We start from the raw sequence: 17687 nt of genomic DNA, 5'->3' as shown, positions 1-17687 counted from the left end.
GGCTCCCTCGTTTGAAGTTTGCAACAACCTCAATCTGGCACAATGCGATGCCGTTGGGGGCCGTCCACCCCATCACCCCTGTGCTCTTTGTTTTGAGAAAGCATCTGTTTCTCGCTGTGCGGAAACGCGATGCTGCGGCGTATGGATTCCGGGCTCGCGAGCTGCGCTCGCGCCCCGGAATGACGAACGAGAGGCTTCCGTCATTGCGAGCGTAGCGAAGCAATCCAGCGGCGTGCACGGAGCTGGATTGCCTCGTCGCTGCGCTCCTCGCAATGACGCGGCGAGGTCGCGAAACTGAACTACTTCCCCGTCCAATTCGGCTTGCGCTTCTCCGAGAACGCTTTCGGGCCTTCGATATAGTCCTGCGACGCGACCATCGCTTTGACCGCCGGGTAGTCGCGTTGTTCGGCGATCGCTTGCGGCAATGACACTTCGAGCCCGCGGCTCAGCGTCTGCTTCGAGGCGCGGATCGACATCGGTGAGACGGTGCAGATCGTCTCGGCCCAGCGCTCCGCCGCGGCGAGCGCCTGGCCCTGCGGCACGACTTCGTTGACGAAGCCGAGCTCATAGCCTTCCTGCGCCTTGACGTGCCGGGCGGTGAGGATCATGCCCATCGCGCGCTTCAGGCCGATCTGGCGCGGCAGGCGGTGCAGGCCGCCGGCGAGGGCGGCGAGGCCGACGCGCGGTTCGGGCAGCGCGAAGGTGGCGTTGTCCGACGCGATGATCAGATCGCAGGCCAGCGCGATCTCGAAGCCGCCGCCCATCGCCACGCCGTTGACGGCGGCGATGATCGGCTTGTCGCAGTCGAAGCGTGAGGTCAGTCCGCCGAAGCCGGTCTCGCCCCAGCCGCGCTTGCCGCCGGCGGCCTGCCACTTCAGATCGTTGCCGGCGCAGAACGCCTTGTCGCCGGCGCCGGTGACGATCGCCACCCACTGCTCGGGATCCGCGGCGAAGTCGTTGAACACGCCTTCGAGTTCGTAATGCGCGTCGGTGTGCAGCGCGTTGTAGACTTCGGGCCGCGACAGCGTGACGATGGTGATCGGGCCCTTGCGGGTCACGGTGGAGAATTGCAGCGCCATCGACGTTTCCTTTTTTCGTTGAGCAGAATTGGTGCGGCCGAAGCGCGCTTGACTTGTCGTGCGCCGCGCATGTTAATCGCTCGCTTAACAAGATCAACAACAACACGAGTGTGGGAGCACGCCTTGGATTTTTCCCTGCCGCCGGATCTGGTCGCTTATCTCGCCGAGCTCGACCGCTTCATCGACGCCAAGATCAAGCCGCTGGAAGCGGCGGACGATAACATCCGCTTCTTCGATCATCGCCGCGAATGGGCGCGGACCGATTTCGAGAACGGCGGGCTGCCGCGCCACGAATGGGAAGAGCTGCTTCGCAAGGCCAAGAACCTCGCCGACGAGGCCGGGCATCTGCGTTTCGCGATTCCGAAGCAGTACGGCGGCCAGGACGGCAGCAATCTCTGGATGGCGGTGATCCGCGAGCACTTCGCCTCGCAGGGCCTCGGCTTGCACAACGACCTACAAAACGAGCATTCGGTCGTCGGCAATTTTCCGATCGTCAAGATGCTCGATCTGTACGGCCGTGACGATCAGAAGGCGATGATCGACGGCTCGATCAAGGGCAAGTATCGTATCACGTTCGGACTGACCGAGCCCGATCACGGCTCCGACGCGACGCATATGGAAACGCGCGCCGAGCCGGCGACGCGCGACGGCAAGAAGGGCTGGGTGATCAACGGCGAGAAGATGTGGACGACGGGCATGCACGTCGCGACGCATTGCGCGCTGTTCGCCCGCACCTCTGGCAATGACGGCGATGCGCGCGGCATCACCTGCTTCCTGGTGCCGGCCGATGCGCCGGGCGTGAAGGTCGAAGAGTATCTGTGGACCTTCAACATGCCGACCGACCATCCGCGGGTGTCGTTCAAGGATGTGTTCGTAACGGAGGAGGCGCTGTTCGGCGAGGTCGGCCGCGGCCTGTCGCTGGCGCAATGCTTCGTGCACGAGAACCGCATCCGTCAGGCCGCGAGTTCACTCGGCGCGGCGGTATTCTGCATCAACGAGAGCGTGAAGTACGCGCGTGAGCGCAAGCCGTTCGGCGAGGAGCTGGCGCGCAATCAGGCGATCCAGTTTCCGCTGGTCGAACTGGCCACCCAAGCCGAGATGCTGCGTCTGCTGATCCGCAAGACCGCGTGGGAGATGGATCAGATGACCCAGGCGCAAGTCGAACACACGCTGTCCGACAAGGTGTCGATGTGCAACTACTGGGCGAACCGGCTGTGCGGCCAGGCCTCCGACCGCGCGATCCAGGTCCACGGCGGCATCGGCTATTCGCGCCACAAACCGTTCGAACACATCTACCGCCACCACCGCCGCTATCGCATCACCGAGGGCAGCGAGGAAATCCAGATGCGCAAGGTCGCGGGATTCCTGTTCGGCTACATGGGCGCGAACAAGAGATAGGCCTATCAGCAGGGTGGGCAAAGGCGCGCAGCGCCGTGCCCACGCGCGGCGTTCCGTAAGTCGCGGGTGGGCACGCCTCGCTTTGCCCACCCTGCGGAGCTTCAAGCGCCTGTAGCCCGGATGCAGCGCAGCAAAATCCGGGACAGCGCCCGGGCGGTGCGCGAGCGATGGGTCTGTCGATCGTCCGATCCCGGATTTCGCTTCGCTTCATCCAGGCTACGAGCTACTCAAAGCCTCTCCGTCGTCGTTCGCGCAGCTTCGCTGCGCGCCCCGGAATGACGAACGAGAGGTGTTCGCGGTGAACCGGGAGGCCCTTCGTCCGTCGAAATAATCGGATGCTTAGTTCACCTGCCGATCCTTCCCTTCCCAATACGGATCGCGCAAATGACGCCGCAAAATCTTGCCGGAGGCGTTGCGGGGCAGGGCCGGAATGAAATCGATCGACTTCGGCGTCTTGTAGCCGGCGATGCGACTGCGGGTGAAGCCGATGATGTCCTGCGCGCTGGCTTCCTTGCCGGGCTTCATCACCACGACGGCTTTCACCGCCTCGCCCCACTGATCGTCGGGGACGCCGACCACGGCGACTTCGGCGACGTCGGGGTGATCGCAGATCGCGCTCTCGACTTCGGCCGGGTAGATGTTCTCGCCGCCGGAGATGATCATGTCCTTGATGCGGTCGTGGATGTAGACGTAGCCGTCCTCATCCATGTAGCCGGCGTCGCCGGTGCGCAGCCAATTGTCGGCATCGATGGTCTTTTTGGTCGCCTCCGGCAGATTCCAGTAGCCGGCCATGTTGGAGCCCGAGCGGGTGGCGATCTCGCCGACCTGCCGCGGCGGCAGCGGCTTGCCGTCAGGATCGAGGATCGCGATCTCGACGCCGGGCAGCGCCTTGCCGGCCGAGCGCATCCGCTCCAGCCCCTCGACGTGATCCTCCGGCGGCAGCGCCACGATGGTGCCGGTGGTCTCGGTCATGCCGTACATCTGCACGAAGCCGCATTTGAACACGTCGATGCATTCCTTCAGCAGCGCCGCGGGAATCGGCGAGGCGCCGTACAGCATGTATTTCAGACGCGAGAAGTCGACCTCGCGGGCGCGCGGCTGGCGCACCACGAACTGCATCGCGGCCGGCACCATGAACAGCTTGGTGATGCCCGACTGCTCGAAGAAATCGAGCACCTTGGTCGGATCGAATTCGCGCGCGATCACGCCCTTCGCGCCGTGATAGATGCTCATCATGCCCCAGCCGGAGCCGCCGATGTGAAACACCGGCATGGCGATCAGCGACACGTCGTCGGTCGTCCAGGTGTTCCACTCCGGCTTGTTGTCGCGGCCGGCGCGGACCAGCGACAGGAAGTTGGCGTGGCTCAGCATCGCGCCTTTCGGCTTGCCTGTGGTGCCCGATGTGTAGAGCTGGATCGCGATGTCGGACGGCGCGACCGCGACCTGCGGATCGTCGCTCGGCTGCGCGTCGCGCCACTTCGCGAAATCCTGCCACTCCGGTGCGCCGCCTTCGGTTGTAATGATCGCGCGCACGCTGGGGATCTGGTCCTTAAGGCCGCGCACCTGATCGACGAATTCCGGACCGACGAACAGGATGGCTGCTTTGCAGTCCTCGACGATGTAGGCGATCTCGGGTCCGGCCAGCCGCCAGTTCACCGGCGCCATCACCACCTTGGCCTTGATGGCGCCGCCCCACAGCTCGAAATACACGTCGCTGTTCTTGCCGAGATAGGCGATGCGCTCGTCCGGTTTGACGCCGGAAGCGGCGAGCGCGCGGGCGATCTGGTTGGTGTGGGCATCGAACTGCGCAAAGCTGGTGATGCGGCCTTCGAACTCGTACACCACATCGTCGCCGCGCGCCTTCGCCTGCGCCCGAATGACATCGGCCAGCGTAGCCGGCTCGGACGCATCGACTGAGCCCGTGCGGGCCTTCTCCTGAAGGTCGGACATCGTCACTCCCTGGATGATTTTTATTAGTTGCTTGTCGTTTGACCGAAGTCTGCCGCGCTTCGCGGGCAAACACAAGCGGGGAGGGATGTCGCGGGGAGGCGAGTGCGAGCTACGGGTGTAGATTGCAATCGATGCGCTCATCGAAATGAGCGGTTAATTCGTTCGACACGTTGTTAGTTGGCTCGGCGCGAGTTGAAATCCCTCCCCCTTGCGGGGAGGGTCGGCCGAGCGAAGCAGAGGCCGGGGTGGGGGTCCCCGAGCACAGCGCTTGGGGTTTACCCCCACCCGACCGGCCTTACGGCCGGCCACCCTCCCCGCAAGGGGGAGGGATACTTGGCTCGTGTCCACGTGCGATCGGCAAATCGCGCTACTAACCGTGCGATTGGACGGTTAACCCCGCTTGGCGCGGTCCTTTTCGTTCTGCGCTTTGATCGACGCCTTGGCCTGCTCCCAATCGGCGTTGCTCCAGTCGCGCAGCTGATAGAAGTTGCCGCCCATCGCCAGGCCCTGGGCGCCGTCCATCGCGATGGTTTCGCCGTTGATCCAGTCGCAGCCGCCGGAGATCAGGAACACGGCGACGTTCTGCAGCTCTTCCATGGTGCCGACGCGGCCCATCGGATTCATCTTGATGGTGCGGGCGCCGGCCTCGTCGCCGGGCTTGATGCGCTTGCTCATGCCCTCGGTCGGGATTTCGCCGGGCGCGATGGTGTTGAGGCGGATGCCGTAGCGACCCCATTCGGTGGCGAGCGACATCGTCATGGCGTGGATCGCCGATTTGCTCATCGCGGAAGGCACCACATAGGGGCTGCCGTTGCGAACCCAGGTGGTGGTGATCGACACAACGTTGCCGCGGTGGCCGCCTTCGATCCAGCGCTTGCCGACCGCGTGCGTGACGTAGAAGGTGCCGTGCATCACGATGTTGGCGACGGCGTCGAAGCCGCGCGGCGACAGCTCTTCCGTCCGCGAGATGAAATTTCCCGCCGCGTTGTTGATCAGGTCGGTGAGCGGACCACTCGCCCAGATCGTTTCGATCATATGGTCGACGGCTTGCGCGTCGCGGATGTCGACGCCGTAAGTCATCACCTTGCCGCCGTACTGATCCATCAGTTCGGTGGCGGTCTCGTCGCACACGCCCTTGCGGCGGCCGCAGATGTGCACTTCGGCGCCGAGCTGAAGAAACCGCGCCGCCATCGCCTTGCCGAGGCCCGTGCCTCCGCCGGTGACCAGAATGCGACGACCTGCGAGAAGCTTATCGGTGAACATGTCAGATGCCCGGAAAAGTGGAAGGTGTTGGTTGATTAAGCGATTGACTAAAATCCGACAACGCTTTTCTGTACGCCGCAACTGTCGACAATCAAAACAGAGGAAGCCGCCCCATGAATGATCGCGTTTCGGTGTCGCTGACGAACGGCGTCGCCGACGTCCGGCTGGTGCGAGCGGACAAGATGAATGCGCTCGATGCCGCGATGTTCGAGGCGCTGGTGGCGACCACCGAGCGACTGGCCAACGATAAAAGCGTGCGCGTTGTCGTGTTGTCCGGCGAGGGTAAGGCGTTTTGCGCCGGCCTCGATATGGGGCGTTTCGCCGCGATGAAGGAGAACGGCGGTAACGGAATTCCGGGAGGCGAATTTCGCGATCTCACCAAGCGCACCCATGGCCAGGCCAATGCGCCGCAGCAGGCGGTGTGGGGCTGGCGGACGCTGCCGGTGCCGGTGATTGCTGCGGTGCACGGTGTGGCGTTCGGTGGCGGCTGTCAGCTCGCACTCGGCGCCGACATCCGGCTGATGGCGCCGGACGCGCGGATGTCGATCATGGAAATCAAATGGGGTCTGGTGCCGGATATGGCCGGCACTCCGATCCTGGCGACGCTGCTGCGCGACGATGTGCTGCGCGAACTCACCTACACCGGCCGCATCGTCGATGCGCAGGAAGCGGTGAGCCTCGGGCTTGCGACCCGCGTCGTCGACGATCCGCGCGCCGCGGCGCTGGAGATGGCGCGCGAGATCGCCGGCAAGAGCCCGGACGCGATCCGCGCCGCCAAGCGGATGCTGAACGCGCTGTCGGTCGATCCGGGACCTGCGCTGATGGCCGAGAGCGTCGAGCAGCAGAAGCTGATCGGCTCGCCCAACCAGACCGAAGCCGTCCGCGCCAACATGGAAAAGCGCGCGCCGAATTTTGCGGACGGGTAGTTCGAAAGCGCCTCGTCATTGCGGGGAGGCGAAGCCGACGAAGCAATCCACAAGCCGCGTGCTCGGCGCCTCTGGATTGCTTCGCTTCGCTCGCAATGACGGGGAAAGGCCCTCATTGAACCATGCTTGTGGTTCGTGACGCATCGCTGCGCGATGCTCCTCACCATGATAGCCTGCAACGGTGCTTCGCACCGATACCGACACCAAGAAGCGGACAATTCAACCATGACTAACACCCAACTTCTCCACGGCATCCTGTCCGGCGACCGGCATCGCAGTTTCGACGAGGTCGAGGCGCGCGCGGCTGTGATCGCGGGCGGGCTGCAGGGGCTCGGCGTCAAGCCGGGCGACTGCGTCTGCGTGCTGATGCGCAACGACATCGCGTTTCTCGAATGCGCCTATGCGGTGATGACGCTGGGCGCCTACATGGTGCCGGTGAACTGGCACTTCAAACAGGACGAGCTCGCTTACGTGCTCGGCGACACCGCGACGCGCGTGCTGATCGGCCATGCCGATCTGCTGCACGAAGCCGCCTCGGTGCTGCCGGCCGGCGTGACCATGCTGAGCGTGGAGACGCCGCCGGAAATTTTGGCGAACTACAAGATCGCGCCGGAGCATCGCGCCGCGCCTGCCGGTGCGCTCGATCTCGACGGCTGGCTCGCACAGCAGACACCGTATAGCGGGCCGGCGCTGCCGCAGCCGCAGAACATGATCTACACCTCGGGCACCACCGGTCATCCCAAGGGCGTCAAGCGTTTCGCGCCGACGCCGGAGCAGACCAAGAACGCCGAGGGCATGCGGGCGATGATCTACGGGCTGAAGCCCGGCGTGCGCGCGCTGTGCCCGGGGCCGCTGTATCACTCGGCGCCGAACTCGTTCGGCATCCGCGCCGGGCGGCTCGGCGGCGTGCTGGTGCTGATGCCGCGATTCGAGCCGGAGGCGCTGCTACAACTGATCGAGCGCCACCGCATCGATACGCTGTTCATGGTGCCGACCATGTTCATCCGGCTGATGAAGCTGCCGGAGGAGGTGCGCAAAAAGTACGATATGTCGTCGCTGCGCCACGTCATCCACGCCGCGGCGCCGTGCCCGGCCGACGTCAAGCGCGCGATGATCGAGTGGTGGGGTCCGGTGATCTATGAGTTTTACGGCTCGACCGAATCCGGCGCAGTGACCTTCGCGACCTCGGAGGACGCGCTCAGCAAACCCGGCACCGTCGGCAAGATCGCGCCCGGCGCCGAGCTGAAATTCATCGACGACGACGGCAAGGAATTGCCGCAAGGCGAGATCGGCGAGATCTTCTCGCGGATCGCCGGCAATCCGGACTTCACCTATCACAACAAGCCGGAGAAGCGCGGCGAGATCGACCGCGACGGCTTCATCACCTCCGGCGATGTCGGCTATATCGACGCCGACGGCTACGTCTTCATCTGCGATCGCAAGCGCGACATGGTGATCTCCGGCGGCGTCAATATCTATCCGGCCGAGATCGAGGCCGCGATCCATGCCATCCCCGGCGTGCACGATTGCGCCGTCTTTGGCATTCCGGATGCCGAGTTCGGCGAGTCGCTGATGGCGATGCTCGAGCCGCAGCCCGGCGTGACGCTGGACGAGGCTTTCATTCGCGACCAGCTCAAGCACGCGCTGGCCGGCTACAAGGTGCCGAAACACATCCAGATCATGTCGCAGCTGCCGCGTGAAGACTCCGGCAAAATCTTCAAGCGCCGCCTGCGCGACCCGTATTGGGCGCAGGCGGGACGGACGATCTGAGGGGCGGTTTGTCGGGAGACATAAGCCTCTCCGTCATTGCGAGCGAAGCGAAGCAATCCAGCGCCGTGCACGGAGCTGGATTGCTTCGTCGCTTCGCTCCTCGCAATGACGGACATCATTACTAAGCACTTCATCATGGCCGGGCTTGTCCCGGCCATCCAACGCCTTGAGACGCCGATACGCAGCGAAGGCGTGGATGCCCGGGACGAGCCCGGGCATGACGGGTGGTGAGTTCATTAGCTGATTTAGCACGCTCGCTGCGTGTCGAAGTAATTCAGCCGAAGCTCTCGCGATCACTCCGCCTGCAACGCTTCGATCATCGCCCCGACGGCCCTGCTCGCCGTGTGCTCCTTGTGACGTAGCAAATAAAACGAGCGGCCCGGGAGGTCGAAGCGGACGCGGTGCAGGGTGCCGGCGGCGAGCGAGGGGGCGGCGACCAGATCGGAGATGGCGGTGGCGCAGGCCGACTGCTCGACCGCGGCGCGCAGCGCTTCGTTGGAGGGCAGTTCGAGCCGGATATCGAGATCGGTCAGCACGATGCCCGTACGCTGCAGGGCGGCTTCGAACAGCGCGCGCGTGCCCGAGCCGCGTTCGCGCAGCACCCAGGATGTGCCGGTCAGCCTGCTGGCCACAATCCGCGACTGCGTCGCCCACGGATGCTGCGATCCGACTACGATCGCCAGCGTGTCACCGCCGAAACGCGTGGCGCTCAGCGCCGGATCGTCGACCTCGCCTTCGACCACGCCGAGGTCGGCGCGGCCGTCATGCACCGCTTTGGCGACCTGCTCGGTATTGGCGATTGCCACCTGCAAGGCGATGCCCGGATGGTTTTGTTGAAACGCCAAGACGCGCGGCGGCAGCCAGTAATTGCCGACCGTCTGACTTGCGGCAATCGCCAGCGCGCCGCGCTTCAGTCCGGCAAGATCGTCCAGCGCCTGCGCGGCCGCTTTGGCGCGGCTCAGCACCGCGCGCGCTTCGCCGAGAAACTCGCGGCCGGCCTGGGTCAGCATGATGCCGCGGCCGATTCGGTCGAACAGCTTGACGTCGTAACGCGCTTCCAGCGCGGCGATTGCCGCGCTGGTGGCCGATTGCGTCAGATTGAGCTGGCCTGCGGCGCGCGTGACATGCTGCTGCTCGGCGACCGCAATGAAGATGCGTAGTTGCTCCAGTGTCATCCATGCCATCCTGTGAGCTTGATCAGCGTCAGCGAGAAGCTGGCGACGAAGAGTGCGGCGGCGAGGCCGAGCAGCGCCGGCCGCAGCCCGCGCGCCGCCAGCTTGCGCAGGTCGGTTTCCAGCCCCATCGCCGCCAGCGCCATCGACAGCATGAAGGTGGTGAGCGCGACGATCTCGCTCTTCACGCCGCCCGGGATAGCCACTAAGTGATTCACGCCGATCATTGCCACGAAGCCAAGCACGAACCACGGCATCGGCGGCGCGGCGTGGCCGGCGCTGCCGGGCGCATGGCGGAGGCGGGCGCGGGCCAGCATGCCGAGGCCGATCACCAGCGGCGCGAGCATCGCGACGCGAGACAGCTTGGCGATGGTGCCGAACTCGCCGGCATCCGGTCCGGCCTGGAACGCCGCGGCGACGACCTGTGCGATCTCGTGGATCGAGGCGCCGGTCCACAGGCCGAAGGTGCGGGCATCGAGCCCGAGCGGGGCGGCGAGCAGCGGCAGCGTGATCATCGCCGCTGAGCCGAACACCGTGACGCAGGCGACCCCATAGGCGACGTCCTCGTCGTCGGCGCGGGTCACGGTGTTGGTCGCGATGATCGCCGAGGCGCCGCAGATCGAGGTGCCGGCGGCGATTAGTTCGGCGAGCTTGCGCTCGACGCCGAGCCGTCGGCCGAGCCACGTTGTGAAGCCGAAGGTGGCGAGCAGCGTCGCGGCGATGATCGCCAGGCCCTCGCCCCCGACCTCGATCAACTGGTCGGTGGTGAGCTGCAGGCCGAGCAGGATGATGGCGAAGCGCAGCACGCGGCGCAGGCTGAGTTTGACGCCGGGCATCGCCCAGGCCGGTGTGCCGATCAGATTATGCCCGAGGATGCCGATCACGATCGCCAGCAGCATCGGGCTGAGATTGGCTGCCCCCGGCAGCGCATGCAGGGCGATCGACGCGGCGGCGATTGCGGCGGTGAGCAATAAGCCGGGCGTCACCGCTGTGACATGGCGAGTGAATCGGGCGAGGCGATGCTGGGGTGCGGCGTTGGCGAGTGAGGACATGGCGTAAGCTCCTGATCTCCGCGCATCTTGGAGCTTCTCAATCATCATACAAACGGATTGATTTTATCATTTCAAGCGAAATTATCGATTGAATGCTCAAGCGGCAGTTGGCGCTGGAACCTGTGTGGCCGGACGCTGTTGGCACCCGAACGGCTGGCGGCTGCCCGCGTCTGCAGGCCGCACGCAGCGGAGCGACCGGCAGATCGAGCAGCCTCCGCATCGAGGCCGAGGCGTGATAGGGTCGTTCCGCCTCGATCGACCGTGAGCCGTGACACCACTGCAGGAGCTTCGATCATGACAGCCGTGGATTACGAACAACCGTCCGCACGCAAATGGCATTCCGGGTTCGGCGGCTTTCTGCTGCGGGACTGGCCCTATGTGCTGATGCTGCTGCTATCGCTCGGCGGCGTCTCCTATACCAGCTTCAACCCGACAGGTTTGTATTGGGTGCTGATCACGCCGCTGTTCGGGCTGATCTGTGTGATCGCTCGCTGGCCGCACGTGGTCGGCCGCGACGAGCACATCCATCTGGTCATCTCACAGGCGCTGCATTGGGCCGCCGTACTGCTGACGATGCAGTTGATGTCGCTGCAGGTGCTGCGCGACGTCACCGGCATTGCTTCCGCGCTGAGCGTGCTGACACTGCTGGCGCTCGGCACCTTCAGCGCCGGGCTGCATATCCGGTCATGGAAGGTCTGCGTGGTGGGCGCACTGCTCGCAATCAGTGTACCGTCCGCAGCGCTGCTGCAGCAATCGGCGCTGCTGATCCTGCTCGTGGCGGTGGTGCTGATCGCGATTGCGGTGCCGTTCGTCTGGGCCCGTATGCGCTCGCCGGTGGGCCCGGAGCATCCGCTGTACGAGGCGGAGGCCCCGACGCGCACCACGGCTGCGCCGGCGGCTACCGCTGCGCCGGTGACGCCGACGCCTGCCACCCCGATGAGCGCGGCGCCGACCGCCCCCGTGGCCCAGACAACATTGTTCGAGCCACCGCTGTTCGAGCCCCCGGAAACCACGCCGGCGCCGCGTCCGTCGCTGCACGATCCAGTGTTGCCGCGCCCGGCCGCGCCGCCGCCAGTCGCCACCGCTGATCCGGGCCCAACGATCGCGCCGGTGCCGACGGACGTCCGCGCCGAACCGACTTCGGCTCCGCCGCACGACTCAGCGGAGCCGAAATCCGATGAGGGCGAGCGGCCGGACAACATCCGCCCCCTGTTCGGTGGCCGCTGACCGCGCCGTGATCACGCCGCCCGCGGGTTGATCTTGCGTGCGGCGCACAATCCGTCAGGATGGACATCGCCAGCCTGGAGTGCGCGATGTCCATCACCTTGCCGACGGAGTCCGAGACCTTGCCGAACCGCGCCGACGAAGGCGCGCTGACCGAAGAGGAAATTCGCCTCCGTAACGACATCCGTCTGCTCGGCCGGATCCTCGGCGACACCGTACGCGACCAGGAGGGCGCCGCGGTGTTCGATCTGGTCGAATTGATCCGCCAGACCTCGATCCGCTTCCACCGCGACGAAGACAAGACGGCGCGCCGCGAGCTCGAAGCCATCCTGGACGGCATGTCGGCCTCGGACACGGTCAAGATCGTCCGCGCCTTCAGCTATTTCTCCCACCTCGCCAATATCGCCGAGGACCAGACCAACATCCGCCAAATGCGCGCGGGCTCGACCGCCGGCTCGGCGCCGCGCGCCGGCATGCTGGCAAAGACGCTGCAGCACGCGCGGGAGGAAGGGATCGACGCCCGGCAGCTGCGCGACTTCTTCAAGACGGCATTAGTTGGCCCGGTGTTGACCGCGCATCCCACCGAGGTCCGGCGCAAGAGCACGATGGACCGCGAGATGGAAATTGCGGCGCTGCTCGACCAGCGCGACCGCGTCCAGCTCACCCCTGACGAATGGGTGCAGAACGAGGAGCAGCTGCGCCGCGCGGTGCTCACGCTGTGGAAGACCAATCTGCTGCGCCGGACCAAGCTCAATGTGCTCGACGAGGTCACCAACGGCCTGTCGTTTTACGACTACACCTTCCTGCACGAGGTGCCGCGGCTGTACGGCGCGCTGGAGGATCAGCTCACCGCCGAGGACGGCAGCACCGAGGAGCTGGCGAGCTTCCTGCGGATGGGCAGCTGGATCGGCGGCGACCGCGACGGCAATCCGTTCGTCACCGCCGAGGTGTTGCAGGGCGCGCTGCAGCTGCACAGCGCGCGCGTGCTGCGCTATTACTTGGACGAATTGCACGAGCTCGGCTCGGAGCTGTCACTGGCGTCGCACTTGGCGCCGATCAGCGACGAGGTGCGCACGCTGGCCGAGCGCTCGCCCGATCACTCGCCGCATCGCCGATACGAGCCGTATCGGCTCGCGGTCTCCGGCATCTATGCGCGACTCGCTGCCACGGCGACGCGGCTGAAGATCGATGCCGTGCGCGCGCCGGTCGGCGAGGCCGAGCCTTACGACAGCGTGCATGCCTTCAAGGCCGATCTCGATGCGATCCACCATTCGCTGGTGAGCACCAACGCTACGGTGATCGCGCGCGGTCGGCTGCGGCGGCTGCGTCGCGCGATCGACTGTTTCGGCTTCCATCTCGCCAGCCTCGACATGCGGCAGAATTCCGCGGTGCATGAGCGCACCATGACCGAACTGATCGACGCGGCGCACCCGGGCAAGTCCTACGCGGCGATGACCGAGGACCAGCGCATCGCATTGCTCACCGCCGAACTGCGCAGCGCCCGTCCGCTGACGTCTTTGTTCGTCAAATACAGCGACGAGACCGTCGGCGAACTCGCGGTGTTCCGCCAAGCCGCAGTGGCGCATGCGACCTACGGTGCGCGCTCGATCCCGCAATGTATCATCTCGATGACCAAGGGCGTCTCCGACCTGCTCGAGGCCGCGGTGCTGTTGAAGGAGGCGGGGCTGCTCGGCCCGACCGGCCGCAGCGCCATCAACATCGTGCCGCTGTTCGAGACCATCGAGGATCTGCAGGCCTGCGCCAAGATCATGGACCGGCTGCTCGGCATTCCCGAATATCGCCGGCTGGTCGACAGCCGCGGCGGTGTGCAGGAGGTGATGCTCGGCTATTCGGACAGCAACAAGGACGGCGGCTTCGTCACATCGGGCTGGGAGCTGTACAAGGCCGAGATCGGGCTGATCGAGGTGTTCGAGCATCACGGCGTGCGGCTGCGGCTGTTCCATGGCCGCGGCGGCTCGGTCGGCCGCGGCGGTGGGCCGAGCTACGACGCCATCGTGGCGCAGCCGGGCGGCGCGGTGAACGGCCAGATCCGCATCACCGAACAGGGCGAGATCATCACCAGCAAGTACTCGAACCGCGAAGTCGGCCGCAACAATCTCGAGATCCTCGCAGCCGCGACGCTGGAAGCCAGCCTGCTGCAGCCGAAACGCGTCGCCCCGCATGCGGACTATCTCGAGGCGATGGAGCAGCTCTCCGCGCTGGCGTTCAAGGCCTATCGCGGCCTGGTCTACGAGACCGAAGGGTTTGTCGAGTACTTCTGGGCCTCGACGGTGATCAACGAGATCGCCACGCTGAACATCGGCAGCCGCCCGGCTTCGCGCAAGAAGACCAAGGCGATCGAGGATCTGCGCGCGATCCCCTGGGTGTTCTCATGGGCGCAGTGCCGGCTGATGCTGCCAGGCTGGTACGGTTTCGGCAGCGCCGTCGAGGCCTGGGTCGTACAGCATCCCGAGAACGGCGTGGCGTTCCTGCGCGCGATGTATCAGGAATGGCCGTTCTTCCGCACGCTGCTGTCGAACATGGACATGGTGCTGTCGAAGAGCGCGCTCGGCATCGCCTCGCGCTACGCCGAACTGGTCCCCGACGAAGCGTTGCGTGAAAACATCTTCGGCCGCATCCGCGCCGAATGGCACGCCTCGACCGACAGCCTGCTGGCCATCATGGGCCACGACCGCCTGCTGCAAGGCAACCCCTTGCTCGAGCGCTCGATCCGCCACCGCTTCCCGTATCTCGACCCGCTGAACCACGTCCAGGTGCAGCTGCTCCGCGAGCACCGCACGCACGATCCGGACGAACAAGTTCTGCGCGGCATTCAGCTGACCATCAACGGGATTTCTGCGGGGCTACGGAATAGCGGGTGAGGGGCGTATCCCGTAGAAAAGAAGACCCGCATATCGCTGCGCTCATGCGGGCTACCGCGCTGCGCATAATTTGCGCACCGCGGCTCTCCCGCGTGCGGTAATTGATTGCCGAGCCCCTCACTCCCATACAGTTAGCTCACGCTAATACCACGCAGCGCCGCCGTTCCTTGCAGCGCATTGCTTACTCCGTCATCATTCGCAACAACCCGCCTGAACTTAAGTCAGATGGCCGCGACGATGCGCGTGGCGTTAGTTTGCGCGCGGAAAGCAGCCGTCGGTGTGCGCGCGCGAGGTCGTCGCATGAGCGTGCCCGAGGTCGTGGGGGACATGCGATGATCTATCTGGTAACGCAATATTGGCCGTGGTTGCTGGCCGCGGGGGTGGTCGGGGTCGTGACGCCGCTGATCGCGAACGAGGTCGGCTGGGCGGCGGACCTCGAGAACTATTGGCTGGTCCGGGTCGGCGTCGTGCTCGCGTTGTTGGTCGTGGTGATCGTGGCGCAGCTCGCCTCGGGCAAGCCTGAACTGATGCTGGAGGCGGCGGCGGGGCTGGTGGTGGCGTTCATCCTCGGTGGCATCGTCGGGGGCCTGTCGGTGCAGCTGCTGCCGGTGCGGTTCGAAGGCTGGTGGGTCGGCCTGTTTGCGACCGGCATGATCTGGCTGGGGTTCGGCATCACCGCGCTGCCGAAGATCGAGCCGGATCTGCGCGAGCGCGTCGCCGAGGTGGTGAAGACGGCGGGTGCCGATCCGGTGAATTTCGACGTCGCCGGCCGCGATGTCCTGCTGCCCGAGGATCTCGGCAACAAGCGGGCGGCGGTGACCGAGCAGCTCCGGCAGGTCAAGGGCGTGCGGCTGGTGTCCGAAGTCGAGGAGCTCAGCGGCCCGGCGCTGGCGGCGAAGACCATCGCCAAGCTGCAGGCGGAAGCTGCCGCGAAAGCCGAGGCTGAAGCCAAAACCAAGGCGGAGGCCGAGGCGCGCGAGGCGGTCGAGAAGGCCGCAGCGGCCAGGGAAATCGCCGCCAGAGCCGCGCGTGAAGCAGCCAAGCATGCCAAGTCCAAGGCCGACGCGGAGGCCAAGGAGGCGGCCGCGAAAGCTGCGGCCGAAGCCGCCGTCAAAGAGGCAGCCGCAAGAGAGGCTGCGACCAAGGAAGCGGCCGCGAAGGAAGCGGCCGATAAGGAAACGGCAGCCAAGGAAGCGGCAGCCACCGCCGCCAATGCGGAGGAGGCCAGGCATGCCGCTGTCATGCCGGCGCCTGCTCCTGCGGCTACCGCTCCGACCCGAACGGCCGACGCGGCCGGCACCGCGTCGATCCCGTCGGTCGAAGCCTGCCAGAGCCGGCTGACCGCGCTGGGCGCGGCACAGAAGATCAATTTCGAGCGGCGCAGCGCCGAGATCGTGCCGGCGTCGCGGCCGGTGCTGAAGGAGCTCGCCGCGGTGATCGCGCAGTGCCCGGCGGCGCAGATCGAGGTCGCCGGCCACACCGACGCCGCGGGCAAGAAGGCCGTCAACGAGGCGCTGTCGAAGCGCCGCGCCGAAGCGGTGGTCGACAGCCTGACCAAAGCCGGCATCGGCTCCGCCAAGCTTACCGCCGTCGGCTACGGCGCGTCGAAGCCGCTCGCCGCGAATGACAACGCGGAAGGCCGCGCGACCAACCGGCGGATCGAGTTCGTGGTGAAGTAAGCGGAGGCGCGAGCTTACGGTTCGTCATTGCGAGGAGCGAAAGCGACGAAGCAATCCAGGCCCCGCGCTTGGCGCTGGATTACTTCGCTACGCTCGCAATGACGGAGTGCATCGAGCGCGGCCTCTCCCCGCAATGCAGGGAGAGGCGAGGGACGCTCAGATCGCGTCCCAATTGAAAATATCCGCCGAGCGGTCGAGTTTGTAGAACGAGCCTTTCAGCGCCGGCATGCCGTGCTCGGCCAGCGTCTCGCAGGTCCAGCCGCCGTCGCGGTGTACCGAGCGGATCGGGCGCGACTGGCCCATCAGGAAGATCTCGTTCATGCGCACCGCGAAGATCTGGCCGGTGACGTCCTTGGCGGCGTCGCCGAGCAGGAACACCGACAGCGGCGCGATCTTCTCCGGGCCCATCTGCTGCATCCGCGCGACGCGGGCCTTCTCGGCCTCGGTCTCGGTCGGGATGGTGCCGATCAGGCGCGACCAGGCGAACGGCGACACGCAGTTGGAGCGGACGTTGAAGCGCTGCATGTCGAGCGCGATCGACTTCGACAGGCCGACGATGCCGAGCTTGGCGGCCGCGTAGTTGGCCTGGCCGAAATTGCCGATCAGCCCCGAGGTCGAGGTGAAGTGCACGAACGAGCCGCTCTCCTGCTCGCGGAACAAGCGCGCGGCGGCATGCGACACGTAGAACGAGCCCATCAAGTGAACTTTGATGACCTGCTCGAAGGCGTCGATGCTCATGCGGTGGAAGATCGCGTCGCGCAGGATGCCGGCGTTGTTGACGACGCCGTCGAGCTTGCCCCAGGTGTCGACCGCCTGCTTGACGATCTTGCTGGCCGGCACGGCTTCGGCGACGCTCTCGAAGTTCGCGACCGCGGTGCCGCCTTCCTTCTTGATCTCCTCGACGACCTGCTCGGCCGGGGAGGCGTCGGTGCCCGAGCCGTCGGCGGCGACGCCGGGATCGTTGACGACCACCTTGGCGCCTTCACGCGCCGCGAGCAGCGCGATCTCGCGGCCGATGCCGCGCCCCGCGCCGGTGACGATGATGACTTTGCCGTCGAGTGCCTTGGCCATGTGTGTGTTCCTTTTTGTTTGTTGGTTGATGCGCTGGCGATAACCTCTCCCCGCGTGCGGGGAGAGGTCGACCCGGCATCGCGCGGCGAAGCCGGGTCGGGTGAGGGGGCGTCTCCACGTCGCCGAGCCTCTCGGCCTCGTAGAGGCGGGGGGGGGGGGGGGGGGGGGGGGGGGGGGGGGGGGGGGGGGGGGGGGGGGGGGGGGGGGGGGGGGGGGGGGGG

The 17687-nt window shown here is 65.9% G+C and carries 12 protein-coding genes; 6 read left to right on the top strand and 6 right to left on the bottom strand.

From position 1 onward, the window contains the following. Positions 1-299: 299 nt before the first annotated feature. On the bottom strand, positions 300-1079 hold the full coding sequence (locus D4Q52_RS25120) for an enoyl-CoA hydratase-related protein (protein WP_119859316.1): 780 nt from the start codon (positions 1077-1079) through the stop codon (positions 300-302). A gap of 123 nt (positions 1080-1202) precedes the next feature. Here D4Q52_RS25120 and D4Q52_RS25115 point away from each other — a divergent pair, with 123 nt between their 5' ends. Then, complete coding sequence (locus D4Q52_RS25115; RefSeq protein WP_119859315.1) at positions 1203-2477, top strand: acyl-CoA dehydrogenase family protein; 1275 nt, start codon at positions 1203-1205, stop codon at positions 2475-2477. Between the two features lie 339 nt (positions 2478-2816). Here D4Q52_RS25115 and D4Q52_RS25110 read toward each other — a convergent pair whose 3' ends face one another. Together D4Q52_RS25110 and D4Q52_RS25105 are read right to left on the bottom strand one after the other, a co-directional pair. After that, the gene (locus tag D4Q52_RS25110) at positions 2817-4427 is read right to left on the bottom strand and encodes a fatty acid--CoA ligase (protein WP_119859314.1); all 1611 of its coding nucleotides are present in this window, start codon (positions 4425-4427) and stop codon (positions 2817-2819) included. Positions 4428-4817: 390 nt separating this feature from the next. Next, on the bottom strand, positions 4818-5690 hold the full coding sequence (locus D4Q52_RS25105) for an SDR family oxidoreductase (protein WP_119859313.1): 873 nt from the start codon (positions 5688-5690) through the stop codon (positions 4818-4820). A gap of 113 nt (positions 5691-5803) precedes the next feature. On the opposite strand from D4Q52_RS25105, the gene D4Q52_RS25100 reads away from it, so the two are divergent. Next, a complete protein-coding gene (locus D4Q52_RS25100; RefSeq protein WP_119859312.1) occupies positions 5804-6616 on the top strand; it encodes a crotonase/enoyl-CoA hydratase family protein in 813 nt (270 codons plus the stop codon). A 225-nt stretch (positions 6617-6841) separates the two neighbouring features. Beyond that, a complete protein-coding gene (locus tag D4Q52_RS25095; protein WP_119859311.1) occupies positions 6842-8386 on the top strand; it encodes an acyl-CoA synthetase in 1545 nt (514 codons plus the stop codon). A 293-nt stretch (positions 8387-8679) separates the two neighbouring features. On the opposite strand, the gene D4Q52_RS25085 is transcribed toward D4Q52_RS25095, so the two are convergent. Next, positions 8680-9561, bottom strand: coding sequence for a LysR family transcriptional regulator (locus D4Q52_RS25085; protein WP_119859309.1), 882 nt, complete (start codon positions 9559-9561; stop codon positions 8680-8682). Next, positions 9558-10610 carry a YeiH family protein gene (locus tag D4Q52_RS25080; RefSeq protein ID WP_119859308.1) on the bottom strand — a complete coding sequence of 351 codons (1053 nt, stop codon included), beginning with the start codon at positions 10608-10610 and terminating at the stop codon, positions 9558-9560. Before D4Q52_RS25080 ends, D4Q52_RS25085 begins: the two co-directional genes overlap by 4 nt. 294 nt (positions 10611-10904) lie before the next feature. Here D4Q52_RS25080 and D4Q52_RS25075 point away from each other — a divergent pair, with 294 nt between their 5' ends. The 3 genes from D4Q52_RS25075 to D4Q52_RS25065 all read left to right on the top strand — a co-directional run bounded on the left by D4Q52_RS25075 (position 10905) and on the right by D4Q52_RS25065 (position 16395). Then, a complete protein-coding gene (locus tag D4Q52_RS25075) occupies positions 10905-11837 on the top strand; it encodes a hypothetical protein (RefSeq protein WP_119859307.1) in 933 nt (310 codons plus the stop codon). 86 nt (positions 11838-11923) lie between these two features. Further along, a complete protein-coding gene (gene ppc / locus D4Q52_RS25070; RefSeq protein ID WP_119859317.1) occupies positions 11924-14716 on the top strand; it encodes a phosphoenolpyruvate carboxylase in 2793 nt (930 codons plus the stop codon). Positions 14717-15048: 332 nt separating this feature from the next. Next, positions 15049-16395 (top strand): OmpA family protein, encoded by a 1347-nt coding sequence (locus tag D4Q52_RS25065; protein ID WP_119859306.1) that lies wholly within the window; start codon positions 15049-15051, stop codon positions 16393-16395. A 156-nt stretch (positions 16396-16551) separates the two neighbouring features. Here the strand turns inward: D4Q52_RS25065 and D4Q52_RS25060 are convergent, their stop codons facing one another. Beyond that, on the bottom strand, positions 16552-17466 hold the full coding sequence (locus tag D4Q52_RS25060; protein ID WP_119859305.1) for an SDR family NAD(P)-dependent oxidoreductase: 915 nt from the start codon (positions 17464-17466) through the stop codon (positions 16552-16554). Between the last annotated feature and the right edge of the window lie 221 nt (positions 17467-17687).

Origin of the sequence: Rhodopseudomonas palustris, from assembly GCF_003591005.1 — a bacterium.
Lineage (GTDB): Bacteria > Pseudomonadota > Alphaproteobacteria > Rhizobiales > Xanthobacteraceae > Rhodopseudomonas > Rhodopseudomonas palustris_K.
Note: the sequence above shows the minus strand (reverse complement) of the source record. Positions and strands in the feature narration are given on the sequence as shown.

Coding starts and splice junctions, on each gene's coding strand:
- D4Q52_RS25080 (WP_119859308.1), bottom strand. CDS start 10,610: ATGTCCTCACTCGCCAACGCCGCACCCCAGCATCGCCTCGCCCGATTC.
- D4Q52_RS25095 (WP_119859311.1), top strand. CDS start 6,842: ATGACTAACACCCAACTTCTCCACGGCATCCTGTCCGGCGACCGGCAT.
- D4Q52_RS25105 (WP_119859313.1), bottom strand. CDS start 5,690: ATGTTCACCGATAAGCTTCTCGCAGGTCGTCGCATTCTGGTCACCGGC.
- D4Q52_RS25075 (WP_119859307.1), top strand. CDS start 10,905: ATGACAGCCGTGGATTACGAACAACCGTCCGCACGCAAATGGCATTCC.
- D4Q52_RS25120 (WP_119859316.1), bottom strand. CDS start 1,079: ATGGCGCTGCAATTCTCCACCGTGACCCGCAAGGGCCCGATCACCATC.
- D4Q52_RS25085 (WP_119859309.1), bottom strand. CDS start 9,561: ATGACACTGGAGCAACTACGCATCTTCATTGCGGTCGCCGAGCAGCAG.
- ppc (WP_119859317.1), top strand. CDS start 11,924: ATGTCCATCACCTTGCCGACGGAGTCCGAGACCTTGCCGAACCGCGCC.
- D4Q52_RS25065 (WP_119859306.1), top strand. CDS start 15,049: ATGATCTATCTGGTAACGCAATATTGGCCGTGGTTGCTGGCCGCGGGG.
- D4Q52_RS25060 (WP_119859305.1), bottom strand. CDS start 17,466: ATGGCCAAGGCACTCGACGGCAAAGTCATCATCGTCACCGGCGCGGGG.
- D4Q52_RS25110 (WP_119859314.1), bottom strand. CDS start 4,427: ATGTCCGACCTTCAGGAGAAGGCCCGCACGGGCTCAGTCGATGCGTCC.
- D4Q52_RS25100 (WP_119859312.1), top strand. CDS start 5,804: ATGAATGATCGCGTTTCGGTGTCGCTGACGAACGGCGTCGCCGACGTC.